This window comes from Pseudomonas lutea (assembly GCF_000759445.1).
In the GTDB taxonomy this organism is placed as follows: Bacteria; Pseudomonadota; Gammaproteobacteria; order Pseudomonadales; family Pseudomonadaceae; genus Aquipseudomonas; species Aquipseudomonas lutea.
In genome coordinates this window covers 763,629-788,738 of sequence record NZ_JRMB01000001.1, presented here as the reverse complement: position 1 = coordinate 788,738, position 25,110 = coordinate 763,629, and the positions used below count along the sequence as shown (strand labels likewise).

At 62.5% G+C, this 25,110-nt stretch carries 22 protein-coding genes; 12 read left to right on the top strand and 10 right to left on the bottom strand.

The annotated features are described in order from the left end of the window. Window positions 1-82 precede the first annotated feature (82 nt). A complete protein-coding gene (locus LT42_RS03330) occupies window positions 83-1,102 on the top strand; it encodes a UV damage endonuclease UvsE (protein WP_037009945.1) in 1,020 nt (339 codons plus the stop codon). Window positions 1,103-1,191: 89 nt separating this feature from the next. Here the strand turns inward: LT42_RS03330 and LT42_RS03325 are convergent, their stop codons facing one another. Both LT42_RS03325 and LT42_RS03320 read right to left on the bottom strand, forming a co-directional pair. After that, window positions 1,192-2,316 (bottom strand): alkene reductase, encoded by a 1,125-nt coding sequence (locus LT42_RS03325; RefSeq protein WP_037009943.1) that lies wholly within the window; start codon window positions 2,314-2,316, stop codon window positions 1,192-1,194. Window positions 2,317-3,323: 1,007 nt separating this feature from the next. Then, entirely contained in the window at window positions 3,324-4,925 is a 1,602-nt protein-coding gene (locus LT42_RS03320; protein ID WP_037009940.1) for a hypothetical protein, read from the bottom strand. A 238-nt stretch (window positions 4,926-5,163) separates the two neighbouring features. Here LT42_RS03320 and LT42_RS03315 point away from each other — a divergent pair, with 238 nt between their 5' ends. Together LT42_RS03315 and tspO are read left to right on the top strand one after the other, a co-directional pair. Next, a complete protein-coding gene (locus tag LT42_RS03315) occupies window positions 5,164-5,412 on the top strand; it encodes a hypothetical protein (protein WP_037009936.1) in 249 nt (82 codons plus the stop codon). 93 nt (window positions 5,413-5,505) lie between these two features. Continuing rightward, window positions 5,506-5,946, top strand: coding sequence for a tryptophan-rich sensory protein TspO (gene tspO, locus LT42_RS03310; protein ID WP_037009934.1), 441 nt, complete (start codon window positions 5,506-5,508; stop codon window positions 5,944-5,946). Between the two features lie 5 nt (window positions 5,947-5,951). Here the strand turns inward: tspO and LT42_RS03305 are convergent, their stop codons facing one another. Beyond that, a complete protein-coding gene (locus LT42_RS03305) occupies window positions 5,952-7,157 on the bottom strand; it encodes an MFS transporter (protein WP_052075014.1) in 1,206 nt (401 codons plus the stop codon). A gap of 105 nt (window positions 7,158-7,262) precedes the next feature. Here LT42_RS03305 and LT42_RS03300 point away from each other — a divergent pair, with 105 nt between their 5' ends. Both LT42_RS03300 and LT42_RS03295 read left to right on the top strand, forming a co-directional pair. Beyond that, window positions 7,263-7,811 carry a TetR/AcrR family transcriptional regulator gene (locus tag LT42_RS03300; RefSeq protein WP_037009931.1) on the top strand — a complete coding sequence of 183 codons (549 nt, stop codon included), beginning with the start codon at window positions 7,263-7,265 and terminating at the stop codon, window positions 7,809-7,811. Window positions 7,812-7,943: 132 nt separating this feature from the next. Then, window positions 7,944-9,233: a leucine-rich repeat-containing protein kinase family protein gene (locus LT42_RS03295; RefSeq protein ID WP_037009929.1), complete on the top strand. Its 1,290-nt coding sequence runs from the start codon at window positions 7,944-7,946 to the stop codon at window positions 9,231-9,233. 780 nt (window positions 9,234-10,013) lie between these two features. Here LT42_RS03295 and LT42_RS03290 read toward each other — a convergent pair. The 6 genes from LT42_RS03290 to LT42_RS03265 form a co-directional block, all read right to left on the bottom strand. After that, window positions 10,014-10,718 carry a YebC/PmpR family DNA-binding transcriptional regulator gene (locus LT42_RS03290; protein WP_037009927.1) on the bottom strand — a complete coding sequence of 235 codons (705 nt, stop codon included), beginning with the start codon at window positions 10,716-10,718 and terminating at the stop codon, window positions 10,014-10,016. A 266-nt stretch (window positions 10,719-10,984) separates the two neighbouring features. Then, window positions 10,985-11,758: an enoyl-CoA hydratase gene (locus LT42_RS03285; RefSeq protein ID WP_037009925.1), complete on the bottom strand. Its 774-nt coding sequence runs from the start codon at window positions 11,756-11,758 to the stop codon at window positions 10,985-10,987. 85 nt (window positions 11,759-11,843) lie between these two features. Beyond that, window positions 11,844-13,055, bottom strand: a complete 1,212-nt coding sequence (locus LT42_RS03280; RefSeq protein ID WP_037009923.1) for an acetyl-CoA C-acyltransferase — start codon at window positions 13,053-13,055, stop codon at window positions 11,844-11,846. A gap of 16 nt (window positions 13,056-13,071) precedes the next feature. Further along, window positions 13,072-13,839: an SDR family NAD(P)-dependent oxidoreductase gene (locus LT42_RS03275; protein WP_037009922.1), complete on the bottom strand. Its 768-nt coding sequence runs from the start codon at window positions 13,837-13,839 to the stop codon at window positions 13,072-13,074. 145 nt (window positions 13,840-13,984) lie between these two features. After that, window positions 13,985-15,379: a DHA2 family efflux MFS transporter permease subunit gene (locus LT42_RS03270; RefSeq protein ID WP_037009919.1), complete on the bottom strand. Its 1,395-nt coding sequence runs from the start codon at window positions 15,377-15,379 to the stop codon at window positions 13,985-13,987. A 192-nt stretch (window positions 15,380-15,571) separates the two neighbouring features. Next, window positions 15,572-16,459: a DMT family transporter gene (locus LT42_RS03265; protein ID WP_037009917.1), complete on the bottom strand. Its 888-nt coding sequence runs from the start codon at window positions 16,457-16,459 to the stop codon at window positions 15,572-15,574. A gap of 219 nt (window positions 16,460-16,678) precedes the next feature. Here LT42_RS03265 and LT42_RS03260 point away from each other — a divergent pair, with 219 nt between their 5' ends. The 4 genes from LT42_RS03260 (at window position 16,679) to LT42_RS03245 (ending at window position 19,876) form a co-directional block, all read left to right on the top strand. Continuing rightward, a complete protein-coding gene (locus LT42_RS03260) occupies window positions 16,679-17,590 on the top strand; it encodes a LysR family transcriptional regulator (RefSeq protein ID WP_037009915.1) in 912 nt (303 codons plus the stop codon). 70 nt (window positions 17,591-17,660) lie between these two features. Continuing rightward, a complete protein-coding gene (locus LT42_RS03255; protein ID WP_037009913.1) occupies window positions 17,661-18,569 on the top strand; it encodes a LysR family transcriptional regulator in 909 nt (302 codons plus the stop codon). A 130-nt stretch (window positions 18,570-18,699) separates the two neighbouring features. Further along, a complete protein-coding gene (locus LT42_RS03250; RefSeq protein ID WP_037009911.1) occupies window positions 18,700-18,978 on the top strand; it encodes a DUF2790 domain-containing protein in 279 nt (92 codons plus the stop codon). A 133-nt stretch (window positions 18,979-19,111) separates the two neighbouring features. Further along, a complete protein-coding gene (locus LT42_RS03245) occupies window positions 19,112-19,876 on the top strand; it encodes a 2-keto-4-pentenoate hydratase (protein WP_037009909.1) in 765 nt (254 codons plus the stop codon). Between the two features lie 379 nt (window positions 19,877-20,255). Here the strand turns inward: LT42_RS03245 and LT42_RS03240 are convergent, their stop codons facing one another. Further along, window positions 20,256-21,164, bottom strand: a complete 909-nt coding sequence (locus LT42_RS03240; RefSeq protein WP_037009906.1) for a LysR family transcriptional regulator — start codon at window positions 21,162-21,164, stop codon at window positions 20,256-20,258. Window positions 21,165-21,272: 108 nt separating this feature from the next. Between LT42_RS03240 and gcl the strand changes: the two genes are divergently transcribed. The 3 genes from gcl to LT42_RS03225 all read left to right on the top strand — a co-directional run bounded on the left by gcl (window position 21,273) and on the right by LT42_RS03225 (window position 24,988). Further along, window positions 21,273-23,048, top strand: a complete 1,776-nt coding sequence (gene gcl / locus LT42_RS03235; RefSeq protein WP_037009904.1) for a glyoxylate carboligase — start codon at window positions 21,273-21,275, stop codon at window positions 23,046-23,048. Between the two features lie 39 nt (window positions 23,049-23,087). Further along, the gene (hyi, locus tag LT42_RS03230) at window positions 23,088-23,870 is read left to right on the top strand and encodes a hydroxypyruvate isomerase (RefSeq protein WP_037009901.1); all 783 of its coding nucleotides are present in this window, start codon (window positions 23,088-23,090) and stop codon (window positions 23,868-23,870) included. A gap of 215 nt (window positions 23,871-24,085) precedes the next feature. Continuing rightward, complete coding sequence (locus LT42_RS03225; RefSeq protein WP_037009899.1) at window positions 24,086-24,988, top strand: 2-hydroxy-3-oxopropionate reductase; 903 nt, start codon at window positions 24,086-24,088, stop codon at window positions 24,986-24,988. Window positions 24,989-25,110: the final 122 nt, after the last annotated feature.

The following is a 25,110-nucleotide window of genomic DNA, read 5'->3' as shown; positions in this document are numbered from 1 at the left end:
CTGGTGAAACACGGCGAGCCTGGCTCGCCGTGTTTGTTTGGGGTTCAGTACCGTTGAGCCTGCTTTGAGATGAGGAAACGCCATGTCTACCGCACGCATCGGCTTTGCATGCCAGTACCGCCACCCGCAGCGCAGCCTGGCGCTGACCGAGCTGAAAGTGATCGAGTCGGCGCTAAATCCGCGTACCACCACCCTGCGCTGGATGGACAGCGTGGCCGTAGAAGTCGCTCGGGCGCGGCTGCTCGAGGTGGTCTCACACAACCTGAAGGCCCAACTGGCCCTGCTCGCCTACGTGGCAACTTTGCCGCCGGCGCTGCGCATGTTGCGTCTGAGCAGTGATCTGCTGCCGTTTTACAGCCACCCGAAAGTCAGCGCGTTTTACCGGCAACCCGAGGTTCAGGACGTCTTGATTGGCGGGTTTGCGGCCATCGGCAACGCCGCGCGCGATGCGGGGATTCGCCTGTCGATGCACCCGGGCCAGTTCTGCGTGCTGGGGTCCGATCGCCCCGAGGTGGTGGAGAACAGCATTGCCGAGTTCGAGTACCACGCCGACATGATCCGCATGATGGGCTACGGGCGGCAGTTTCAGGATTTCAAATGCAACGTGCACATCGCCGGGCGCCTGGGTGCCGACGGTATTCGAGCGATATGGCCACGGCTGTCGCAAGAGGCGCGCAACACCATCACGTTCGAAAACGAAGAGAAAACCTACGGGGTGGACGATTGCCTCGGGCTGGCGGACCTGGCCCCGGTGGTGCTGGATGTGCATCACTGCTGGGTCAACGAGAACGACTACATCGCGCCGGACTCGGAGCGTGTCCAGCGGATTGTCGAGAGCTGGCGCGGCGTGCGCCCGGCGATGCATTACTCGCAGCCCCAGGAGCGTTTGCAGGAGCTGGGTTTTGCTGCCGATGCGAAGCTGGAAATGGATGCGCTGCTGCAGGTCATCCCGAAACGCGAGCTGTACGCCCACAGTGCGCAGATGTGGAACCGCTGGACCAACCTGTACGTCACCGAGTTTCTGGACCGCTTCGACGTGATGTTCGAGGCCAAGGACAAGAATCTGGCAACGGCGGCGTTTTACGAGGCCTACATGCGCTGAGCGCGCCGGACAGGGGTTCGGCCGCGTTCAGCGCATCAGCGTGTTGATGAACCGGGCAGCGCCGGGGAGGCGCTGCCGCTGAGGCTCACTTATTCGGCGTAGGTCGGGTAGTCCGTGTAGCCCTCTTCCGTCCCGCCGTACAGGGTCGCGGGGTTGACCGGGTTCAGCGTCCAACCGTTGGCGATGCGCGCTGGCAAGTCCGGGTTGGCGATGAAAGGACGACCAAACGCGATCAGGTCGGCAAGGCCGGCATCGATCAGGCGATTGCCACGCTCTGCCGTGTATCGACCGGCGTAGATGATGCGCCCGCTGAAGCCCTCGCGAACGGCCCTGCGGAAGGTCTCCGGCAGCTCGGGGGCATTGTCCCAGTCGGCTTCGGCGATGGAGACATAGGCCACGCCCGCGTTCTCCAGGACTTTGATGGCTTCCAGGTAGGTGTGATGGGGATCGCTTTCCACCAGGCCGATGTAAACCCGCTCTTCATCCGTGCTGGCAAACAGCGGCGCAAAACGCACCCCCAGGCGATCGCCGCCGACGGCGTCAGCCACGGCCGTGACGATCTCGCGCAGGAAACGCAGGCGGTTTTCCAACGAGCCGCCGTATTCGTCTTCACGGTGGTTGGAGTGCTCGGAAATGAACTGGTTGACCAGATAACCGTTCGCCGCGTGAATCTCCACGCCGTCGAAGCCCGCTTCGATCGCATTTTTGGCGGCCTGGGCGTACAGCTCCACCAGCTCGCGGATTTCCTCGACGCTCAGCGCGCGCGGTACCGGCGGCACGACCAGCTGCCCTGCACCTGGCGCGGTTTCAATGAATGCCTTGGCATTGGCCGCAGCGATGGCGGACGGCGCAACCGGGGCCTCGCCATCGGGCTGCAAGGCATGGTGCGAAACGCGGCCCACGTGCCACAGCTGGGCGAAGATCACGCCCTCTTCGGCATGCACCGCGTCGGTGATCTTGCGCCAGCCTTCGACCTGCTCCGGCGTGTAGATCCCCGGGGTCCAGGCGTAGCCCTGCCCGCGGGGCTCGATCTGCGTGCCTTCGGTGATCATGAAACCGGCCGATGCGCGCTGCTGGTAATAGGTGGCCATGAGGTCCGACGGAATATTGCCCGGCTGCAGGCTCCGTTGACGTGTCAACGGCGGGAAGGCGATACGGTTTTTCAGCACATGGCGGCCGAGCGTGACATGGGTGAGCAGAGGTTGGTTCGGCATAAGTTGTAACTCCAAAAAGTCAAAAGGGTTTCGCGCACTGGGTCAGCGGCGGCAAAAGGGGTCGACCGAGATATTGTGAAATCCGGACGCCGCTTTGATCGGCGGTCCGGCGAAGACGTCAGGTCGTCTACATGACTGAGTAGACCAGTCATCTAGTGGATTGACGCGAGTGTAGAGGCCATGCCTAAGCCCGGCAATGTCAGATCTGCAATGATTCCGGACATCGACCCGCTGCGTCACCCCAGACAGCGACGGCGCGCTTGCTGACGCCTTCCCGGCTGAAGCCGGTCCCACAATGGGAGTTGCCTGCAGTCAGCGAAACGGCAGGCTGCATGCGGCCTTGCAGGAATGGCTTGGCCATGAGGGTCGCACGCGGACCTGTGGACTGGCTTGGCCATGAGGGTCGCATGCGGACCCGTGGGACTGGCTTTAGCCGGGAAGACTGATCGCGTCACGCCGCAGCAGCGAAGGTGTACCCACCGACGCCTTCCCGGCTGAGGTCGGTCCCACAATTGGAGTTGCCTGCAGTCAGTGAAATGGCAGCCTGCACGCGGTCTTGTAGGACTGGCTTTAGCCGGGAAGACTGATTGCCCCACGCCGCAGCAGCAAAGGTGTACCCACCAACGCCTTCCCGGCTGAAGCCGGTCCCACAATTGGGGTTGCATGCAGTCAGTGAAACGGCAGGCTGCATGCGGCCTTCCAGGACTGGCTTGGCCATGAGGGTCGCACGCGGCCCTGTGGGACCGGCTTTAGCCGGGAAGACTGATTGCGCCGCGCCGCAGCAGCGCAGGTGTACCCACCGACGCCTTCCCGGCTGAAGCCGGTCCACACTTGGAGTTGCATGTGGTTAGGGAAATGGCAGACTGCACGCGGTCTTGTAGGACTGGCTTTAGCCGGGAAGACTGATCGCGCCACGCCGCAGCAGCAAAGGTGTACCCACCGACGCCTTCCCGGCTGAAGCCGGTCCTACACTTGGTAGTCAGGGAGATTGCAGGTGGCACGCGGTCCTACATAAGGTTCGAGGGCTCGCTCTGCAGCAACACCTTCGCATGGAGGCTGGCCAGGGTGGCGTCCAACGTGGAGACGCCTCGACCCTGCCTGGCTTCCTTGTCCTGCTGCAACGCTTGCTGAAGCACGCTGAGGAAGCTCTGGGATTTGGAACGCGAAACCGGTGTATGCGTGTCTGACTCCAGGCGACCCATCACGTATTTGGAGATCCGCGTCGACTGGCTCGCAGACTGACTCAACGTCGCATCCACCAGTGCGCCCTTTTCATAGCCGATGCTGGTTTTGCTGCTGGCCTGATCGCTGATCTGGTAGTACAGATAATTCTGCGTCGCGGGATCGGTGGTCAGCTCCAGCTTGCGCGCACCTGGCAACGCCTTGTGATAGCTGGCAACCAGCGACGACTGCTGGTCCTGCACGATCGTCCGGTTGAGCTGATCGCGGCCTTTGGATTGCGTGGTCTGCGACAAGGTATACGCGAAGGTGTCCAGCTCGCCCGGGCGACCCGGGTTGCCCTCCACGCTCTTCTCGCTGACCGATGCAGTGAAGTCCCCGAGGCCCGTCAACAGGCCGTGATCCGTGTCGGTCAGTTCGATCGAACTCACGGTCTGGGCGGCGGCGGAGACCCGGGTATCCGGGTAATGGCTGTGCAGCGTCTTGAAAGCGTCCTCGAACATCGACAGCAACTTCGCGTCACCGTCACCGCGTTTGCGGGCCGACTCGATCTGACTGACGTAACCGGCAAGCGCCTTATCCTGCTGAGCGCTGTCACCGCGGACGGCTGCGTTCTTCAGGTCCACCGACAGATCCAGATTGCCCAGCGCGCCGCTCATGCTCACCGAACGCCGGTCGGCATCGGCGTGCAGCGCAAGGGTCTGGGCGCTGCCGTCCTCAAGCTTGAGCGAGGTTTTCAAGTCCACCGACGCAAAAGCCTTCGCGTCGAACTGCGTCAGCGCATCCAGCTTGAGCGTTGGCGGCTTGGAGGTGAGCCCGTCAATGGCTGACTGGAAGCCGTCAGCCATGGCACCCAGTGCGCTCATTTCCTCGTCCGTGAGTGCGCCACCGCTGACCTGCGCCTGCACCGCCAGGCCATCGTCCTGGCTGGAAAGGCTCAATTTGATAGCTTTGCCGCTCGCGGTTTGCAGCGTCAGGCTGATGCTGTTGGCCGGATTGCTGTGCAACCGGTTCTGCGCGGCTTCCAGTTCCGAGGGTTCCAGCGCTTTGCCGGTAGACGAACGCAGCACGGATTGGGAGATATTCTGGCCGGTCTGGGCGAGTTGGCTGAGCAAGGTCGCGCCCAGGCCCTGGAAACGGCCCGCAGTCGCCGAGGTGCCGAAATTGCCCGTCATGACGACCGACACTTTATCCTGCCGCGAGTACTCCCACGCCGGCGGCACGATGGCATCGGGCATCAATCCGCGAACGTTGTAGGTCAGCGCGTCGCTGACGGCGGTGTCCTGACCGAGCATGACCACCGTCGAGGGCGAGCTCGCCGATTGACCGGGTACGGCGGTGTCATTCACCGCCACGCTGGCGACCGGCCTGGTGACCGGCTGGGTCATCAACGCCAATGGCGCCGGGCTAACAGAAGAAATCGCTGACATGTCACGTCCCTGTTCGAGTGAGTGCGGGCTTCCTGAACAGGGTGTCGGCGCGTTCGTTTGTAACTTGAGCGATACCTACCCGACATCGGCGGCGGCATTCACTCCCTCCCGGCCGTTCACTATTTTGTTTCCTCGGGTGGGATCTGCGCCGTAACTCGGCCACAATACGCGCCTATCCCAGGCTCCAGGGCTCACCGCCTTTCGGTTCGCCGCCCCACCCGATACCCAGGACTGTGCAATGCCCCAAGAGCGAATTGCTGCACTAAGGCTCCCGAAACCCATTCAGGGGCCGATCGACGATCTGGTACGCGCGCTGAACGCCGCCACCACCAAAGAAGACCTCGAACGCGAGGGCGCCATGGAGATCAGCTTTATCCTCGGCCTGGAAACGACCAAGCGCCTGCGCCCGGCCGATGTGGAAGCGCTTTACATGATCTTCGACGACGCGGTGCAAGACCGCCTTCGTCAACTGGCCGAGCAGAACTAATCCACGTTCGCGCGGACCTTTCCCGCGCAGACGCATCCAATGCTGAGACGGCCGAGCGGTCGGCAACCCAACGGTTTCAGCAAAGGACCCCACATGACCTTCTACATTTTCCTCATCGCCTGCTGCGCTGCCGGTAGCACCGGCATCCTGTTTCAGCCCGGCAGTTGGTACGACGGGCTGCAAAAGCCCCGCTTCACCCCGCCCAACTGGTTGTTTCCGGTGGCCTGGACGACCATTTATCTGTTACTGGCGTGGGCCGGTTATCGCCTGACCCTCATCCCCGGCAGCCAGACAGTGCTGGCCTTGTGGGCCGCGCAGATTGCGCTGAACACCTTGTGGACGCCGGTATTCTTCGGTGCCCACCGGATCTTTGCCGGGATGGTCATCATCGTAGCGCTCTGGCTGGTGGTGGCGGCCATGGTGGTGATGGCGATTCAGCTGGACCTCATCACCGGGCTGATTCTGTTCCCTTATCTGGTGTGGCTGACCGTTGCCGCCGCCCTTAACTTCTCGATCCTGCGTCACAACCGCTAACCCACTCACGCCGCTCGGGTGCGGCCGGCCTGTTGAACCAGCAGGCCGGCCAGTGCCGACAAGGCCAGCAGGACCACCATCCCACCGTAGACGTTGGTGGTGGTCACCAGCCCCGCCGCTTTAATCGAAACTCCCGCAATCAATGCCGGCACGCAAAAGGCCAGGTAACTCAGGGCCAGAAAAGCCGCCATCAATGCGCCCCGCTCGTGGGCGTGCGCCAGCGGCAGCAGCAGGCGCAAGGCGCCAAGAAAGCTGGCGCCGAAGCCGACCCCGGCGACCACCGCCCCCGTGAAAAACAACCACAGCCAGCCAAGATTGACGGCCGCCAGGATCACCGACACCCCGATTGCCAGAAAACTGCAGCCAACCAGCAAAGCCAGCCGGGGCGCCCGCAGCCTCAGGCTATGGATGGACAAGGCGCCACTGATGGTCAGCGCCGCCACCGCGAATCCGCCATTGAGTACCGACGTGGAGCCCGTGGCTGCCGCCAGCAAAGAAGGCGCCAGTGACAGGAAAAACCCGCCCAGCGCCCAGGCGGCGATGTCCGCCGGCAGCACCAACAACAGCATCGACCGCGCCTGGGCCGGCACCGCCAGCCTGGGTCTCAACGTTTTTAGAACGCCGGGCTGCGGTGTCACCGTCTCGGCCACACGCAGCAGGTAAAGCGCCTGCCCCACGAACGCCGTCAGCAGCAGCCCGTAAGCCAGGGCCATGGGCAATGGTGCATACGCCACCAGCGCGCTGGTGCCCAGAGCGCCCAACGCCATGCCGAACATGGGTGTGATGCTGTTGAGCAGCGGACCTTGCCGGGCGTCGCTGTCCAGCATCGCCGCGCCCAGCGCACTGGTCGCGATCCCCGTCGCCACGCCTTGCAGCACCCGGGCGAGGATCAACCCGCTGACATCGGTGGCAGTGATGAACACCAGCATCGAGACGATTTCCAGCAGCAGCCCAAGGAAGATGACCGGTCGCCGGCCGAGGTAATCCGACAGCGAGCCGAACACCAGCAACGTGGCCAGCAGGCTCAACGCATAAACCGCAAAAATGATCGTCAGCAGCGCCGACGAAAACCCCCAGGCCTGCTGATAGAGGTGGTAAAGCGGAGTGGGCGCACTGGAGGCCGCGAAGAAACACAGCAGCACGAACGCCAGGAATCCAAGGTGACTGCGCCTCCGGCCATCGACATGCGGGTACTGCAAAGAATCAGACACGGGTACACTCTCCCAAAAAAGCACGCCACAAAAGCTATGAATTAGCGTTTGGAGTGTGCGATCAGCTTCCGCTTAAAGCAAATACTTTGTGTTAAGGTCCGCACCATGGCTATCAAAGAAGGCATTCGCACCGGCGGCCGCAGTGCGCGGGTGCAGACATCGATTCACGCAGCCGTGCGCGACTTGCTCCAGGAGCAAGAGCGTTCTGCCCTCAGCGTGCCCATGATTGCGGCCCGTGCCGGCGTCACGCCGTCGACCATATACCGGCGCTGGGGTGACCTGACCTCGCTGTTGGCCGACGCCGCTGTTGAACGCCTGCGCCCGGACGAACCCGTCGATTGCGGCAACCTGCGCGATGACCTGCGCACGTGGGTCGAGGTCTATCTTGAAGAAACCAATTCCGCCCCAGGCCGGGAAATGATGCGCGACGTGGTTGCGAGCAGTGCCACGCTGTGCTCGGGCAAATGCCTGAACATAGTGCGCGACCAGCTGCAGATCATCATCGACCGCGCCCGGGAACGCGGCGAACACAGCCCTTCGGCCGATGATCTGGTCGACGCCGTGGTGGCACCGATGGTTTACCGCATTCTGTATGCCGAATCGGCTCCGAGCCTTGAACGCGTGCATCAATTGCTGGACCGCTGCCTGAGCTGATCGCCCTAACGACACAACTGCCGCGCAGGTTGCCGCGCAGGGTTGCGCTGCGGTAACGGCCTCACCGGCCGAGCGCGCAGGACGATGAGCCGCTATCATGCCGGCTCATCGATCATAGGTGCCCTTCCCCCCATGCATACCCTTGCAGACCTGCGTTCCGGCAAACTGGCCGGCGTCACGCGGCTAACCCTCAAAGACGGCCTCAGCACATTCCCCGAGGAAATCTTCAGCCTGGCCGATTCGCTGGAGGTGCTGGATCTGAGTGGCAACCAGCTGACTGAATTGCCGGCCGATCTGCATCGCCTCAAGCACCTGAAAGTCCTGTTTTGCTCCAACAATCCTTTCACCCGCTTGCCCGAATGCCTGGGCCAGTGCGAGGCATTGTTTTTCGTCGGTTTCAAGGCCTGCCAGATCGTCGAAGTGCCCGCCAGCGCCCTGCCGCCGAACGTGCGCTCGCTGGTGCTGACGGACAACCGCATCGAAACACTGCCCGACGCCATCGGAGGGTGCGCGCAGCTGCAAAAACTGATGCTTGCCGGCAATCGGCTGAGACAATTGCCTGAATCGCTGGCCGGCTGCCAGCGCCTCGAATTGCTGCGCATCGCGGTCAATCAACTGCATGAGCTGCCGCGCTGGCTGCTGGAGATGCCTGCGCTGGCCTGGCTGGCATTCGCCGGCAACCCGCTGAACGACATTCATACCGAGGCGCCGGTCCGGCAGATTCCCTGGCAGCAGTTGACGCTGCAACAGGTACTGGGAGAAGGCGCTTCGGGGGTGATTCAACAGGCCGTGTGGCGCGCGGACGACGTCACCCCGGCAATCGACGTGGCGGTGAAGCTGTACAAGGGCGACGTCACCAGCGACGGTTCGCCGTTGAACGAGATGCAGGCGTGTATCGCAGCGGGTCGGCATGCGCATTTGATCCCGGTGCTCGGGCAGATCGAAGACCATCCGCAGGCCGTACGAGGGCTGGTTCTGGAACTGATTGCGCCCTCCTTCATGACCCTCGCCCGCCCGCCGACCCTGGAATCCTGCACCCGAGACACCTATGGCGGCACGCAGCTCAGCCTGTCGAGCGTAACGCGAATGGCTGCCGGAATTGCCGCCGCCTGCGGGCACTTGCACGCCCGCGGTATCAACCACGGTGACCTGTACGCGCACAATATTCTGTGGAACGAACACGGCGACACGTTGCTCGGCGACTTTGGCGCAGCCGCGTTTTATCCCGACGTTGAAACCAGCCTCAGGCTGGAACGCATCGAGGTCAGGGCGTTCGGGATACTGTTGAGGGAATTGCTGGACTGTTGCGAGGCGAGCGACCCGCACACTGCGCGGTTGCAGCAGTTGGCACAGCGCTGCGTGCAGGCGGACGCGATGCAGCGGCCCGGGTTTGCGGAGATCGAGCGGCAGCTTGATGCCTGAATATTTGGGGTTTGAAGCGGGTTGCAGCGTGCAGAGGTCGTTAGACCTTGCCTCGGATTAAACGTAGGGGCCGGCAAACACCGCTGCAGCCAGGCATACCACCGTTACTCGAATGAAATCCGATTCTGCAGGAGCCAGGCATACCACCGTCAATCGGCTGAAAACCCATTCTGTAGGAGCCGGCTTGCTGGCGAACCCGTCGTGTCAGTCGACATCTTTATGGCAGATACACCGGGTTCGCCAGCAAGCCGGCTCCTACAGGTTTTTGCGCGTGTTCGGTATCTGTGCCAGCCTGAAAATCACGCTGAAGCAGCCAGGCACATCACCGTCAGTCGGATGAAATCCTATTCTGTAAGAGCCGGCTTGCTGGCGAACCCGTCGTGTCAGTCGACATCTCTATGGCAGACACACCGGATTCGCCAGCAAGCCGGCTCCTACAGGTTTTTGCGCTGCGTTCGGGATCTATGCCAGCCTGAAAATCAGGCTGAAGCAGCCAGACACACCACCGTCAATCGAATAAAATCCCTTCCTGTAGAAGCCAAGCACACCGCCGTTATTAGAATGAAATCCCATTTCTGTAGGAGCCGGCTTGCTGGCGAACGCGTCGTGTCAGTCGACATCTTTATCGCTGCTTGACCGAGTTCGCCAGCAAGCCGGCTCCTACAGGTTCTGCGCTGCGTTCGGGATCTGTGCAGACGGCGCGTTATGCCGAGGTCGTTGAGGCATCAGGTTCAACGGCTTAGCCAGCACCGGCAGGACCGATCCCCACCCACCGCAGCGTTAACCGGCGAGCCCCACGTAGACGTTCTGCACGTCATCGTGGCTGTCGATGGCTTCAAGGAATGCTTCAACCTCGGCCATTTGCTCCTCGCTCAGACCCTCGACCGGATTCTTCGGGCGGTAGCCGATTTTCGCGGACTCAACGGTGAAGCCGAAGTCAGGCAGCGCCTTGCACACCGCGTCAAGGTCAGTGGTATCGGTATAGAACGTCGCGACGCCCTCTTCGCCTTGTTCAACGTCCTGCGCGCCGGCCTCGATGGCGGCTTCTTCGGCATCGGCATCGGCGGACGTAGCCGCCGCGTCGATCATGCCCAAGTGATCGAAGTCCCAGGTGATCGAGCCCTCGGCGCCCAGCTGGCCCTTGCGGAACAGCACGCGAATCTCGGACACGGTCCGGTTGATGTTGTCGGTCAGGCATTCGACGATGACCGGCACCTTGTGCGGCGCAAAGCCTTCGTAGGTGAGCTTCTCGAAGTGCACGTGCTCGCCCAGCAGCCCGGCGCCTTTTTTGATGGCGCGCTCAAGGGTTTCGCGCGGCATGGAGGCCTTTTTGGCCTGCTCGACCACCAGACGCAGGCGCGCATTCATGTCGGGATCAGCCCCTGAACGCGCGGCAATCATGATCTCTTTGGACAGCTTGCCGAAAATCCGCCCTTTGGCGTTGGCAGCCGCTTCTTTGTGTTTGACCTTCCACTGTGCGCCCATGATTGCTCTCTTGTTCCGATGGCGATAAACCGCTCGCAGCCCGCGCACTTCGCACGCCCGGCCAGTAGCGGTAAACGCTGAAAATGGGTAATCGATGATGACTTGCCGGGGTGCAACCGCGGCGACCGGCGCATTTTATACACGCCGGCGCCAGAACACACCCCTGCCAAGCGCTGGCCTGCCACTGCCTGACTCAGAGACCTGCCCCCGGTGCCAAACATCACCGGACATAAGCGGACGTTGAGGGGCAACCACGCGCGACTCAATCAACGGTGCTTGAACGCCGGTTCGCGCTTTTCAATGAAAGCCGCCATGCCTTCCTTCTGGTCTTCACTGGCAAACGCGGCATGAAACACCCGGCGCTCAAAACGAATCCCCTCGGCCAGACTGACCTCAAAGGCGCGGTTGACGCTTTCCTTGACCATCATCGCCACCGGCAAGGATTTTGCGGCGATCACCGCCGCGACTTTCAGTGCTTCATCAAGCAATTGCTCTTGAGGCACTATCCGCGCCACCAACCCGGCGCTTTCCGCCTCCACAGCGTCGATCATGCGCCCCGTCAGGCACATTTCCATGGCCTTGGCCTTGCCGACCGCGCGGGTCAGCCGCTGCGTACCGCCCATTCCCGGCAACACGCCCAGCTTGATTTCCGGCTGGCCGAATCGTGCGTTGTCTGCCGCCAGGATGAAGTCGCACATCAACGCCAGTTCGCAGCCCCCACCCAGGGCAAAGCCGGACACGGCGGCGATGATGGGTTTGCGGCGATTAGCCACCCGGTCGCTGTCGCTGAACAAATCCTCCAGGTAGATCTGCGGGTACTTGAGCTCGGCCATCTCTTTGATGTCCGCGCCGGCAGCGAACGCTTTGGCCGAGCCGGTGAGCACGATGCAGCCAATGCCGTGGTCACGCTCCAGCTCGTCGAGGGCGTGGTTGAGCTCGCTGATCAGCTGCGCATTGAGGGCGTTCAGCGCCTCAGGACGATTGAGGGTCAGCAGCGCAACACGACCTTTGATCTCTTTTAGGATTGTCAAGTAACTCATTGATTTTTATCCTTATTATTCAAATAGCCAAACCTGATCGGCAACGCGACTATCTAGATTGATTACGACCTGTAACCCGTTGATTTCAGTCAATAAGTTCAACCGCCATCGCAGTCGCCTCTCCGCCGCCGATGCAGATCGCTGCCACACCGCGCCGCAGCCCGCGTTGCTTCAGGGCCGACAGCAGCGTCACCAGAATTCGCGCACCCGATGCACCGATGGGATGCCCCAGGGCACAAGCTCCGCCGTGCACGTTCACCTTCTCGTGTGGCAGTTGCAGCCGGCTCATCGTCACCAGCGCTACCACTGCGAATGCCTCGTTGATCTCGAACAGATCGACTTCGCTCAGCGACCACCCGGTTTTGCTCATCAGCTTGTCAATTGCCCCCACCGGCGCCGTCGGAAACAGGCCGGGTTCGTTGGCGTAAGCGGCGTGGCCGTGAATGACCGCCAGGGGAGCAAGCCCACGTCGCCGGGCTTCGGATTGGCGCATCAGGGTCAACGCCGCCGCGCCATCGGAGATCGAGCTTGAGTTGGCCGCCGTCACCGTGCCGCCTTCACGGAACGCAGGTTTGAGCTGAGGGATCTTGTCCAGCCGGGCCTTGGGCGGTTGTTCATCCTGGCGGATGGTTTTGCGCTCCTTGCCCACGGTGACTTCAACCGGGACGATTTCAGCATCGAACCAGCCCCGCGTCATGGCTTCCTGCGCACGGGTCAGAGACGCGACGGCAAAGGCGTCCTGCGCCTCCCGGCTGCAATTCTCAAGGCCTGCGCACTCCTCGGCGAAGGTGCCCATCAGGCGACCGCGGTCGTAGGCGTCTTCGAGGCCATCGAGAAACATGTGATCGATGATTTTGCCGTGACCCATGCGATAGCCGCTGCGGGCTTTCTCCAACAGATACGGCGCGTTGGTCATGCTTTCCATGCCACCGGCGATCACCACCTCGGCGCTGCCTGCCAGGAGTATGTCGTGGCCAAGAATGGCCGCCTGCATGCCCGATCCGCACATCTTGTTCAACGTCGTGCATGGGGTGGCATCGCCCAGCCCGGCGCCCAATGCGGCCTGGCGCGCCGGCGCCTGGCCGAGACCGGCCGGCAGCACACAGCCGAACAGCACCTCGTCGACGTCGGCGGGCTCGATACCCGCCCTGGTCACGGCGGCGCGAATGGCTGCGGCGCCCAGCTCCGGGGCGGTCAGGCTTTTCAGATCACCCTGAAAGGCGCCCATGGGCGTGCGCGCGGCACTGACGATCACCACGGGGTCGTCATTCGGAATCTGGCGTTTGTTCAGTGACATGATGAAGCCTCCTCGATTAGCGCGCAGCCATGCGCAGGGCACCGTCGAGGCGGATGACCTCGCCGTTGAGCATGCTGTTGTCGATGATGTGGCGCACCAGCGCTGCGTATTCTTCCGGCTTGCCGAGCCGCGGCGGAAATGGCACCCCGGCGGACAGGCTCTCGCGAACCTGCGGAGTCATGCCGGCCATCATCGGGGTTTCAAAGATCCCCGGGGCGATGGTCATGACGCGAATGCCGTAGCGCGCCAGTTCACGGGCGGCCGGCAGCGTCAGGCTGACAATGGCGCCTTTGGACGCTGCATAGGCGGCCTGGCCGATCTGGCCGTCGTACGCTGCAACCGAAGCGGTGTTGATGATGACGCCGCGCTCGCCGCCCGCATCAGGCGCGCTTTCGGCAATCGCAACCGCAGCGAGGCGCAACAGATTGAAGCTGCCGATGAGGTTGACGTTGATGACGCGGCTGAAACTGTCCAGAGCATGAGGGCCTTCTTTGCCCAGGATCTTTTCGGCGCCGACGATGCCTGCGCAGTTGACGACGCCGTTGATCTGGCCAAACGCAGCCAGGGCATCGTCCAGCGCCGCTTGCACCGCGCTTTCCTGGGTGATGTCGCACACAGTGCCGCGGGCATTGGCGCCCAGCGTCTGCACCTGGGCGGCGAGCGCCTGGGCGTTGACGTCGATCAGCATCACGCTGGCCCCTGAGTCAACGAGCATCTGTGCGGTGGCCGCACCCAGCCCGGACGCGCCGCCACTGACCAGAAACACCTTGCCTTCGATCTGCATGATTGTGTCGTCCTTAGACTTTTATTGTTGGAGTGACGAAATACTCCGCTCTGGCGCGCCGATGGGCAATAGTCAAAGCGCGCAGAACGCCTGACGGTTTTGGCCAGTGCGGAGGCTCGTTACCGGGCCCGCGGCCGCAAACCTGTCAGGTCTTGGGTTGCAGCAGCGCCTCACCCGCCCGCGCCGACACACGGCGGTTGTCCAGCAACGCCAACGCCGCAATCAGCGCCACGCCGAGGAACGTCAGCTGGAAATCGGCGGTCATGGCGTGCCCGTCATTGCCATGCACGTACATCGCACCGCGCAGCAATAACGCGGCAATCGCCACGCCCAGGCCCATGCTCAGCTGGAAGCACATGCTGAACATCGTCGAGGCATCACTCATATGTGGCTTGGGCACGTCGGCGAAGCCCAGGGTGTTGAACGCCGTGAACTGCATCGAGCGCGACAGCCCGCCGATGAACAGAATCAGCAGAATGAGCGGCCAGCACATGCCCGGCTCAAGCAACGCGCAGGCGGCGATGGCCGCCACGCCGATACACCCGTTGACCAGCAGCACCTGGCGAAAACCCCAGCGCTGCATGATGACGCTGGTGAAGGGTTTCATCGCCAGATTGCCGGCAAACACGCCCAGCACCAGCAAGCCGGCATCGAACGCGGACAGGCCGAAGCCCAACTGGAACATCAGCGGCAGCAGGAACGGCAAGGTGCTGATGGCAATGCGAAACACCGAGCCACCCAGCAGGCTGACGCTGAACGTGCGGATGTGCACCACCGCCACGTTCATCAGCGGATGCGGGTGAGCGCGCATGTGCCGCCAGGCCAGGGCGCCGCTGACAATGCCAAGTGCTACGACGGCAAGACCCGGCCATTGGCTGCCGTGGCCCTGCCCAAGCCGCTCCATGCCGAAGAGCAGCGCGGTGCAGGCGATGCCCAGCAACAAAAATCCCTTGAGGTCAAACGCCCGTGCGCGGGTCTCGTTGTGCCTGGGGATGAGGATCAGCGTGGCGATCAAGGCCAGCACGCCGAGGGGCAGGTTGAGGTAGAAGATCCATGGCCATGAGGCATGGGTGACGATGAACCCGCCCAGTGGCGGCCCGAGTATCGGCGCCACCAGCCCCGGCCAGGTGATCAGCGAAATAGCCCGGACCAGGTCCTTTTTCTCCGTCGCGCGCATCACCGCAAGCCGCCCCACCGGGACCATCATCGCGCCGCTCATGCCTTGCAGCACCCGGGCAGCGACGAAGGCTTCGAGGCTGCTGCTAAGACCGCACAACATCGAGGACGCGGTGAACAGCACGATCGCTGCGCCGAAGACACGTCGCGACCCGAAACGATCGGCCAGCCAGCCGCTGAGTGGAATGAACGCGGCAATCGCCAGCATGTAAGCGCTCATGCCGATGTTCAGATCCACCGCCGCCACACCGAATGTCTTGGCCATCTCCGGCATCGCCGTGGCGATCACCGTGGCGTCGAGGTTCTCCATGAAAAAGGTGACGGCCACCAGCAGGGCGATCAGCGTGGACTGGCGTTGCGACATCGTTCGGCCTCAGGCAAAAAGAGCGTGTGGATCGGGTGTGACTGTGAAGATGCGCGTGGACGCGGAAAACAGCGCATGAAGCTCGCCGGACTCAGGCGTTGAAAAAAACGACTTCAGCGCGGCGCGATTGCAGGCGCGTTGACCCTCGAACAGCACGTCAAGACACCGCGCCAACCATGAAGCCATCCGGCGTCAACCGCCCTTCTTCCGTTGTTGCCAGGCAGCCGCCAGGCCGCTGAGGCAGATGATTGCGATGCCGGCCTGTGCCGTGAGTGACGGCGCGTGGTTGAAGACGATATAGCCCCATACCCCGGCAAAGACGATCTGGCAGTAGCCGAATGGTGCCAGCATCGCCGGCGCTGCAAAGCGGAACGCCTGGGTGAGCATCAAGTGCGCGACCATTCCGCAGCTGCCAAGGGCCAGCATGAACGGAATGTGCTTCCATTCCGGCGATTGCCAAAAGAACGGCACGACCGCGCTCATCAACAGGCTATTGAACAGGCCGGCAAAAAAGTTGCTGGTGGTCGGGCTGTCGTGGGCCGCGACCAGACGGGTCAGCAGCTGGTAGCAGGCAAAGCACAAGGCCGAGCCCAGCGGCAGCAACACCGCCGGCCTGAACAGTTCGCCGCCAGGATGAACGATGACCAGCACGCCGCTGAAGCCCACCAGCACGGCGATCCATTGACCACGGCTGACCTTCTCCTTGAGCAACGGCACCGACAAGGCCGTCACCAGTAACGGCGCGAGGAAGTTGACCGCCGTGGCTTCGGCGATGGGGATGAACATCAGGCCGCTGGTGAACAGCAAACTGGTGCCCAGCAGGCACACCGCCCGCAGCGCCTGCAGCCCGGGGCGCTTGGTGCGCAGCACGCGCAGCCCGGAGGACGGCATGAAAATGCACGCCATCAGCCCGGTGTGCACGACGTAACGGACCCAGACCACCATCATGATCGGGTAAATGCCGGAAAGGTATTTGGACAGGGTGTCGTGGCTGGAAAACAGAAAGGTCGCAAACAGGATCAGTGCGATGCCCTTCAATGGCTGGTTGACGCCGGAGAGCGGCGTGCTGGTGGTGCTCATCAGCGTTCCTTTGGCCTTGCGTGAATGCGGGTGTCCATTGCCGTGCCGAATGCCGGCCAGCCGTACGAGAAGTCCAGCGTCAGCAAGAATATAGAAGCCGTGCACGGATCACCAAGCAAACATGACCGCGCGGTCGTTTTTCCGGCTGGCTGGAACAGCCCTTTCCGCTCGCCCGGATTTCCCTCAGACTGCCGTTCTTGTCGGCTCGAAGGACGCTCAGTGGACCGCATCCAGGAAATGACCCTCTTCGCCGCTGTCGCCGAAGGCCCCAGCTTCGCGGCGGTGTCGCGCAATCTGAACGTGTCCACGGCCACCGTGACCCGTGCCGTCGCGCAGCTTGAAGCGCGCCTCGGCACATTGCTCATTGTGCGCACCACCCGGCAGTTGCGGCTGACCGAATCCGGCCAGCGCTTTGCCGAAGACTGCCGGCGCCTGCTGGCCGACCTGCATGAGGCGGAAAGCGCAGCCGCCGGCATCCACGCCACGCCGCGCGGGTTGCTGACCATCACCGCGCCGCAGGTGTTCGGTGACCTGCATGTCACCCCGGTCATGACCGATTACCTCAGCCACCATCCCCAGGTGCAGATTCGCGGCCTGTTGATGGACCGCGTGGCGGGTCAGCTGGAAGAAGGCATTGACGTGTCGGTGCGCATCGGCGAACTGGCCGACTCTTCCATGACCGCCATTCAGGTTGGCGCTGTCCGCCGCATGGTCTGCGCCTCCCCTGACTATCTGGCGACCCACGGTACGCCCTTGCACCCGCAGGAGCTGGTCGAACGGGAAACCGTGTCCGTCATGATCGGCGGGCGCAGCCCCGCATGGACGTTCCGGATCGATGGCCAGCATCAGGAACTGAAGGTGCAATCGCGGCTGTCGTTGACCTCGTTTACGGCCTCGATTCATGCCGCTCTTGATGGTTGGGGTCTGACCCAGGTGCCGTCGTATCAGATCCGTCAGCACCTGCAGGCGGGCACACTGCGTGCGGTGCTCGAAACCTTCGAGGTCACGCCCTTGCCGGTTTACGTGGTCTACGTCGAGGGCCGCCGGGGTTCGTCCAAGGTGCGCTCTTTTGTCGACTTCTGCGTCCAGCGTTTACGCGAAGATCTGGACTACAACGCCGGACCACGCTGACCCGCCGCGCGCCCGGCTGCGACTGTCGGCAGCATTGCGCATTGCACTCACCGCACAGGAACACAGACTCATGGACAAGCTGCTGGCGCTGAAGATGTTCGTGGAAACGGTCGATGTGAAAGGCTTTTCCGCAGCCGCTCGACAGCTAGGCGTCGCCACCTCCAGCGTCACGCGCATGATCGATGCCCTGGAAGCCGAACTGGGCACGGTGCTGCTCAATCGCTCGACGCGGCAGGTCACGATCTCCGATGCGGGGGCGGCGTATTACCTGCGCGCGCGCAAGATTCTGGATGATCTGGCAGAAGCCGACGCCACCGTGATGGACAGCCAGGACGAGCCTTCCGGGCCGCTGCGGGTGTCAGTGCCGACCGCATTCGGGCGCCGGGTCATCGCGCCACACCTGGCGCACTTCATGGCACGTCATCCGCGCCTGGAGCTGGACATCACGCTGACTGACACGGTCGTCGATCTGTTTGCCGATCGCGTCGATGTATCGATCCGCCTGGGAACGCCTGCGGCCATGGATGGCGTGGTCTGTCGACCGGTCGGCCAGTTCCGCCGACGGGTCGTGGCCAGCGCGCACTACCTCGCCGACCACGGCCAGCCGCAGATACCGCAAGACCTTGCCGGTCACGATTGCCTGCGTTTCAACTTTGGCAATCCGCAGCAGGCGTGGACGTTCATTGCTGACAGTGGCGAGGTTCGCGTGCCGGTGCGCGGGCGCTTCAAGAGCAACAACGCCGAGGTGCTGCGCGAACTGGTGCTGGCCGGCTCGGGTGTCGCGCTGCTGCCGGACTGGCTGGTGGGCCAGGACATTGAAAGTGGCCAGTTGCTGGAGCTGTTCGCTGACCTGCCGGCGCATCCCGACAATGCCAAGGGTCACGTGTCTGCGCTATTTCTGCCGAACCATCGCGGGTCACGGCGGGTGAATGCATTCATTGCGCTCATCCACGAGATTCTCGGGCCTCTGCCGGGCTGAAGATCATCAGCTGCACTGATGGGCGTTATCGACACGCACCATTTTTCGCCACACGTGCGGCTGCCTAAGATGGCTCCATCAGCGAGCCACTCCCCTGCGCTCGCCTTCCACGGACCTGCGAGTAGCCCTCATGAAACTTCCCCTGTTTGTCGCGCTTTTCCTCACCAGCCTGTTTGCCTTTGCCGGCGAGCCGGGTTCACCCCAGACCTCGACTGCAACGTCGGCGCAAACGGCCCAGTACGATTACAGCGAAGACCTGGACATTGCCAAGGTGGTGCGTATCACCAGTGCCAATAACGCCGCCAACCCGTGCGCCCCGGTCAAGGCACATATGGAATACATCGACAGCAAAGGCGTAGCCCACAAACTGGAGTACACACGTCTGGGTGACGCGTGCGAGCACAGCTAACGCCCTTTTGTGCTTGCGCTGGGATGTGATGCCGCAAATCGGGTTAGAGTAGTCACGCTGGCTCCGAAAGGCCCTCGCCGTTACGGCGACCGGCCCGGAGCGCTTTCCATCAATGGCCTGAAGGAAGACCCGCGTGAATCCATCGTCTCACCCAGCGAACATTGCCCAGTTGATTGTCGATGCCATGCATCGCGGTCAGAAAATCACCGAAATCCCCGCTGACAGCGTGCCTGTCGATGCCGCCAGCGCCTACGCGTTGCAACGCGAAATCCTGCGTCTGCGCGAGACCTCAGTCGGCGGCTGGAAAGTCGGTTCCAAGTCGCCGACCGGGCCAATCAACGGTGCGCTGTTGCCGGACGACGGTATTTTTGCCAGCGGCAGTCAGGTCGAATGCGTCGATTACCCTTCGCCCATCCTTGAGCTGGAAATCGCCTTCCGCCTCAGCCGCGCATTCACCCCACGCGAACAGCCCTATTCGGATGATGAGGTGCTGGGCAGCATCGCCACGATGGGCGCGACCATTGAAGTGGTGTCGAGCCGCTTTGCCGCCTGGCCGAAAATCGAACCGCTGCTGGCGTTGGGCGATCTGCTCAACCACGGCGCGTTGATCATTGGCGAGTTCGTTGACTACGACCCGCACTTCCCCTTCGTCGAGCCTGCCCTGACCTTCACCTTCGCGGATGAAGACATCGTGCCCGGCGACGGCGCTAATCCTGCCGGTGATCCACGGCGCCTGCTGCCGTGGCTGGTCAACCACCACACCCAGAACGGCTTGACCGTGACACCGGAGATGGTGATCACCACCGGGTCGTATACCGGCATGTACAAAACCTCCGGGCCAGGCCTGGCCGTAGGCGAGATCCGTGGTCTGCCGCCGGTGGTTGTCGAGCTGATCTAACCGGCTCCGCCTTCGGGTATCCATTCACCGATCTGTAGGAGCCGGCTTGCTGGCGAAGGCACCGGGTCAGTCGATATCAACGTCTTTGAGCCACCGCTATCGCGAGCAAGCTCACTCCTACAGTTTTTGCGTCGGCCTCAACATGCCTGTCGGCACGCCGACCTGCAGGTGCCGGCTCGCTGGTGAATCGCAGTCCCAACGTGTAGGAGCGCGCTTGCCCGCGAAAAATCGAACACCCGCCAGAGATGTGGTGACTGGACCGGCCATTCGCCAGCAAGCCGGCTCCTACAGAGGTCCGGGGTGTCGCAGCAAATGCAATCCCCTTGTGGGACCGGCTTTAGCCGGGAAGCTTTTGCAGTGAGTGCCGCTGAGGCCTCCCTCACGCCTGCCGCCAGTACCCCGGCCGGTTGTACACCTCTTTCAAAAACGCGATGAAGAACCGCACCTTTGCCGGCAGGTAATGCTGTTGCGGGTATACCCCCTGGATGTCGTAGCTGGGCAAGGCAAACTCGTCCAGCACGGTGACCAGTTCGCCGCTTTGCACTTCATTCTGAATTTCCCAGGTCGAGCGCCAGCTCAAGCCCAGCCCGCGCCTGGCCCAGTCAAACAGCAACTCGCCGTCGTTACAGTAGAGATTGCCCGTCACCTTGATGGCCACCGGTTTGCCGTCGCGCTGAAACGTCCAGCCCCGGTGCTGTCCGCCCTGCAGGTTGAAGGACAGGCAATTGTGCTGCGCGAGGTCTTCAAGGGTCTGCGGGAAACCGTGCCTGGCGAAATACGCCGGTGACCCACACACCACGCGTTTATTGGCGTACAGCCTGATGGCCACATAATTGGGGTCGAGCACCTCGCCGATGCGGATGCTCATGTCGTAGCCCTCACGCACCAGGTCCACCACGTTGTCGGTGAGGTTGAAGGACAGCTGCAGGTCCGGGAACCGCGCCTGAAATTCCGGGGCATGGGGCGCGACATGCCGGCGTCCGAAACCGGCCGGCGCCGACACCACCAAGTGCCCGCGAACGCTGCTCTCGTTCTCGCTGATGCTGGCGTCCAGCTCTTCAAACGTCTGCAGCACCCGCCTGGCGTTCTCAAGATACGACTCGCCAGCTTCCGTGAGGGTCAGGCCGCGAGTGGAGCGATGGATCAGCTTGACCCCCAGCCGATCCTCCAGCGCGCTTAGCCGCCGCCCCATGATCACTGGCGTGACGCCCTCCACCAGCGCGGCGCCGGCAAAGCTGCCGCGCGTAGCGACAAGAACATAACTGCGCAACTCGGTGTAACGGTCCATTCGATACTCCAGATACCGATAGAACGGATTAAAACAGCCATTCACAACCAGGCGGTTTCAAATCACGCTGTTCACATACAAAAACTATCGAGTTCAGGAGAATACCCAATGCCCGTCATGAGAGCCATTGAGGCCGCCGTTCTGGTCATGCGCCGTGAAGGCGTCAGCGCCGCGTTCGGTATTCCCGGCGCCGCCATCAACCCCCTGTACGCCGCACTGAAGAAACTAGGCGGCATCGATCATGTCCTGGCGCGTCATGTCGAAGGCGCCTCGCACATGGCCGAGGGCTACACCCGCGCAGTGGCCGGCAACATTGGCGTGTGCATCGGCACGTCAGGGCCCGCGGGCACCGACATGATCACCGGTCTGTATTCCGCGTCGGCCGATTCGATCCCGATCCTGTGCATCACCGGCCAGGCGCCGCGTGCGCGCCTGCACAAGGAAGACTTCCAGGCGGTGGACATTGCCAGCATCGCCGCACCCGTCGCCAAGTGGGCGACCACGGTGATGGAACCCGGTCAGGTGCCCTACGTGTTTCAGAAGGCCTTTCAGTTGATGCGCAGTGGCCGACCCGGTCCGGTGCTGATCGACTTGCCGTTCGACGTGCAGATGGCCGAGATCGAATTCGACATCGACGCCTACGAACCCCTGCCGGTGATCAAACCCCAGGCCAGTCGCAGGCAGATCGAAAAAGCCCTGGCGATGCTCAACGCCTCCGAGCGTCCATTGATCGTCGCGGGCGGCGGGATCATCAACGCCGACGCGTCGGGCGCGCTGGTGGAGTTCGCCGAACTCACCGGCATCCCGGTTATTCCGACACTGATGGGTTGGGGCGCCATCCCTGACGATCACCCGCAAATGGCCGGAATGGTCGGCCTGCAAACGTCCCACCGCTACGGCAACGCCACAATGCTGGCGTCCGATCTGGTCCTCGGCATCGGCAACCGCTGGGCCAACCGGCATACCGGTACGGTTTCGGTGTACAGCGAGGGGCGCACGTTCATCCACGTCGACATCGAACCGACACAGATCGGCCGGGTTCTGACCCCGGACCTGGGGATTGTCTCTGACGCAGGCGCGGCGCTGGCGATGTTCATCGACGTGGCGCGCGAATGGCACACGGCAGGCAAGTTGAAAGACCGCCGCGCGTGGCTCGCCAGTTGTCAGGAGCGCAAGCGCACGCTGCAGCGCAAAACCCATTATGGGGACATCCCGGTCAAGCCCCAGCGCGTGTATGAGGAGATGAACCGCTACTTCGGCAAGGACACCTGTTATGTGAGCACCATCGGCCTGTCGCAGATTGCCGGCGCGCAGCTGCTGCACGTGTACAAGCCGCGCCACTGGATCAACTGCGGCCAGGCCGGCCCACTGGGCTGGACCATTCCGGCAGCACTGGGCGTGGTGAAGGCCGACCCGAGCCGCCGCGTGGTCGCCCTGTCGGGTGACTACGACTTCCAGTTCATGATCGAAGAACTCGCAGTGGGCGCCCAGTTCAAGCTGCCGTACCTCCACGTGGTGGTGAACAACGCCTACCTCGGCCTCATTCGCCAGGCTCAGCGTAATTTCGACATGGATTACTGCGTGCAACTGGCCTTCGACAACGTCAATGCCCCGCAGCTGGAGGGCTACGGCGTTGACCACGTCGCGGTAACCGAAGGGCTGGGCTGCAAGGCGATACGCGTTTTCGATCCAGCCCACTTGCAGGCTGCCTTCGCCGAAGCCTCGGGGCTGATGCAGCAATACCGCGTGCCGGTGGTGGTGGAGGTCATTCTGGAGCGTGTCACCAATATCGCGATGGGCACCGAAATCAACGCCATCAACGAGTTCGAGGCGCTGGCCGAAACGCGATGCGACGCCCCTACCGCCGTCAGCCTGCTGGACTGATCGCGCTCCCCTTTGCCGCTTACAAACAAGGAGTACGCCATGCCGCGTTTATGCGCCAACCTGTCGATGTTGTTCACTGAGGTGGATTTTCTGCAGCGCTTTGAAGCCGCCGCCAACGTTCCTTTCAGCGGAGTGGAATACCTGTTTCCCTACGATTTCAGCTCGGCCCAGATCAAAGCCGAACTGGAGCGCAACCGTCTGACCCAGGTGCTGTTCAACCTGCCGGCCGGCGATTGGGCCAACGGCGAGCGCGGAATCGCCTGTCATCCTGATCGAGTTGAGGAATTCTACGCAGGGGTCGATCTGGCCATCGCCTACGCCAAGGTCCTGGGCAACACACAGGTCAATTGCCTCGCCGGGATCAAGCCTCCAGGGGTGGATGAAGGACTGATTGAAAAAACCTTCGTCGACAACCTCAAATACGCCGCCGACCGGCTCCAGGCCCAAGGGATCGGACTGGTCATGGAAATGATCAACACCCTCGACATTCCGGGCTTCTACCTGAACACCACGGCCCAGGCGATGGCGATTCGCGACAAGGTCGGCAGCCAAAATCTGTCGCTGCAATACGACCTCTACCACATGCAAATCATGGAAGGCGACCTGGCCCGCACCCTGGAAAAGCACCTGCCGGTGATCCGGCACGTGCAGTTGGCAGACAACCCTGGTCGGCATGAACCGGGCACGGGCGAGATCAACTACGGCTTTTTGTTCAGGCACCTGGACCGGTTGGGCTATCGCGGCTGGATCGGCTGTGAGTACAAACCCCTGACCACCACCGAGGCAGGACTGGGCTGGTTGAAGGCACACAATCTGGTGTGACCTGCGCCGTGTCGGCGCGCGCTTGCCGGCAATTGCATGTGTCATGCGAACTCCGGCGTCAGGCGCCAATTGCCCTCGCGGGCAAGCGCGCGGCTACACGAGCCTCACTGCACGAGCCTCACTGCACGAGCCCCACTGCGCGACTGATTCGCGAACACGTCCGAGCGATTAATCCGGGCTATCCAATCCGACCTGTCTCACAAGAGGAACAACTCATGGCCACCATCGGCTTTATCGGCACCGGCATCATGGGCCTGCCCATGGCGCAAAACCTGCAGAACGCAGGCCATCAACTTATTCTTTCCCGGCACTTCAGTTCACCACCTGCGGCTCTGATAGACGGCGGCGCCATGGTATTGGCCAATCCGCGGGAGGTGGCGCAAGAGGCGGAGTTCATCATCGTCATGCTGCCCGACACCCCGCAGGTCAATGACGTGCTGTTCGGCGAAAACGGGCTGAGCGAAGGCTGCAGCGCAGGCAAGTTGGTGATCGACATGAGCTCGATCTCACCATCGGCAACCAAAGGCTTCGCCGAGAAGATCAACGCGACCGGCGCGCGCTACCTTGACGCTCCGGTGTCCGGGGGTGAGGTGGGCGCAAGGGCCGCGACGCTGAGCATCATGGTCGGTGGCGAGCAGGCCGCGTTTGACAGTGCCCTGCCCCTTTTCCAGGCCATGGGTAAAAACATCACCCTGGTCGGCGGCAACGGCGACGGGCAGACCGCCAAAGTGGCCAACCAGATCATCGTCGCGCTGAACATTCAGGCGGTTGCCGAGGCCTTGCTGTTTGCCTCGAAGAACGGCGCTGATCCGGCCAAAGTGCGCGAGGCGCTGATGGGCGGATTCGCCTCGTCGAAAATTCTGGAAGTGCATGGCGAACGGATGATCAACGGGACGTTCAGTCCGGGCTTCAGGATTGCCCTGCATCAGAAGGACTTGAACCTGGCGCTTGAGGGCGCACGCGAACTGGGGCTGAACCTGCCCAACACCGCCAACGCGCAGCAAGTGTTCAGCACCTGCGCGGCGCTGGGCGGGAGTGGCTGGGATCACTCGGGGTTGATCAAGGGCCTGGAGCACATGGCCAACCACTCGATTCGCGGTGATCACACGCCAAACTGAATGCGCTCACAGAGGTGTTGCACGTTCCGGCCCCTTCCCGGCTGAAGCCGGTCCTACAATGTTCATGCCGCTGACCGCACGCTTAGTTTTGCTTAGCTTTGCTTTGCTTTGCTTTGCTTTGC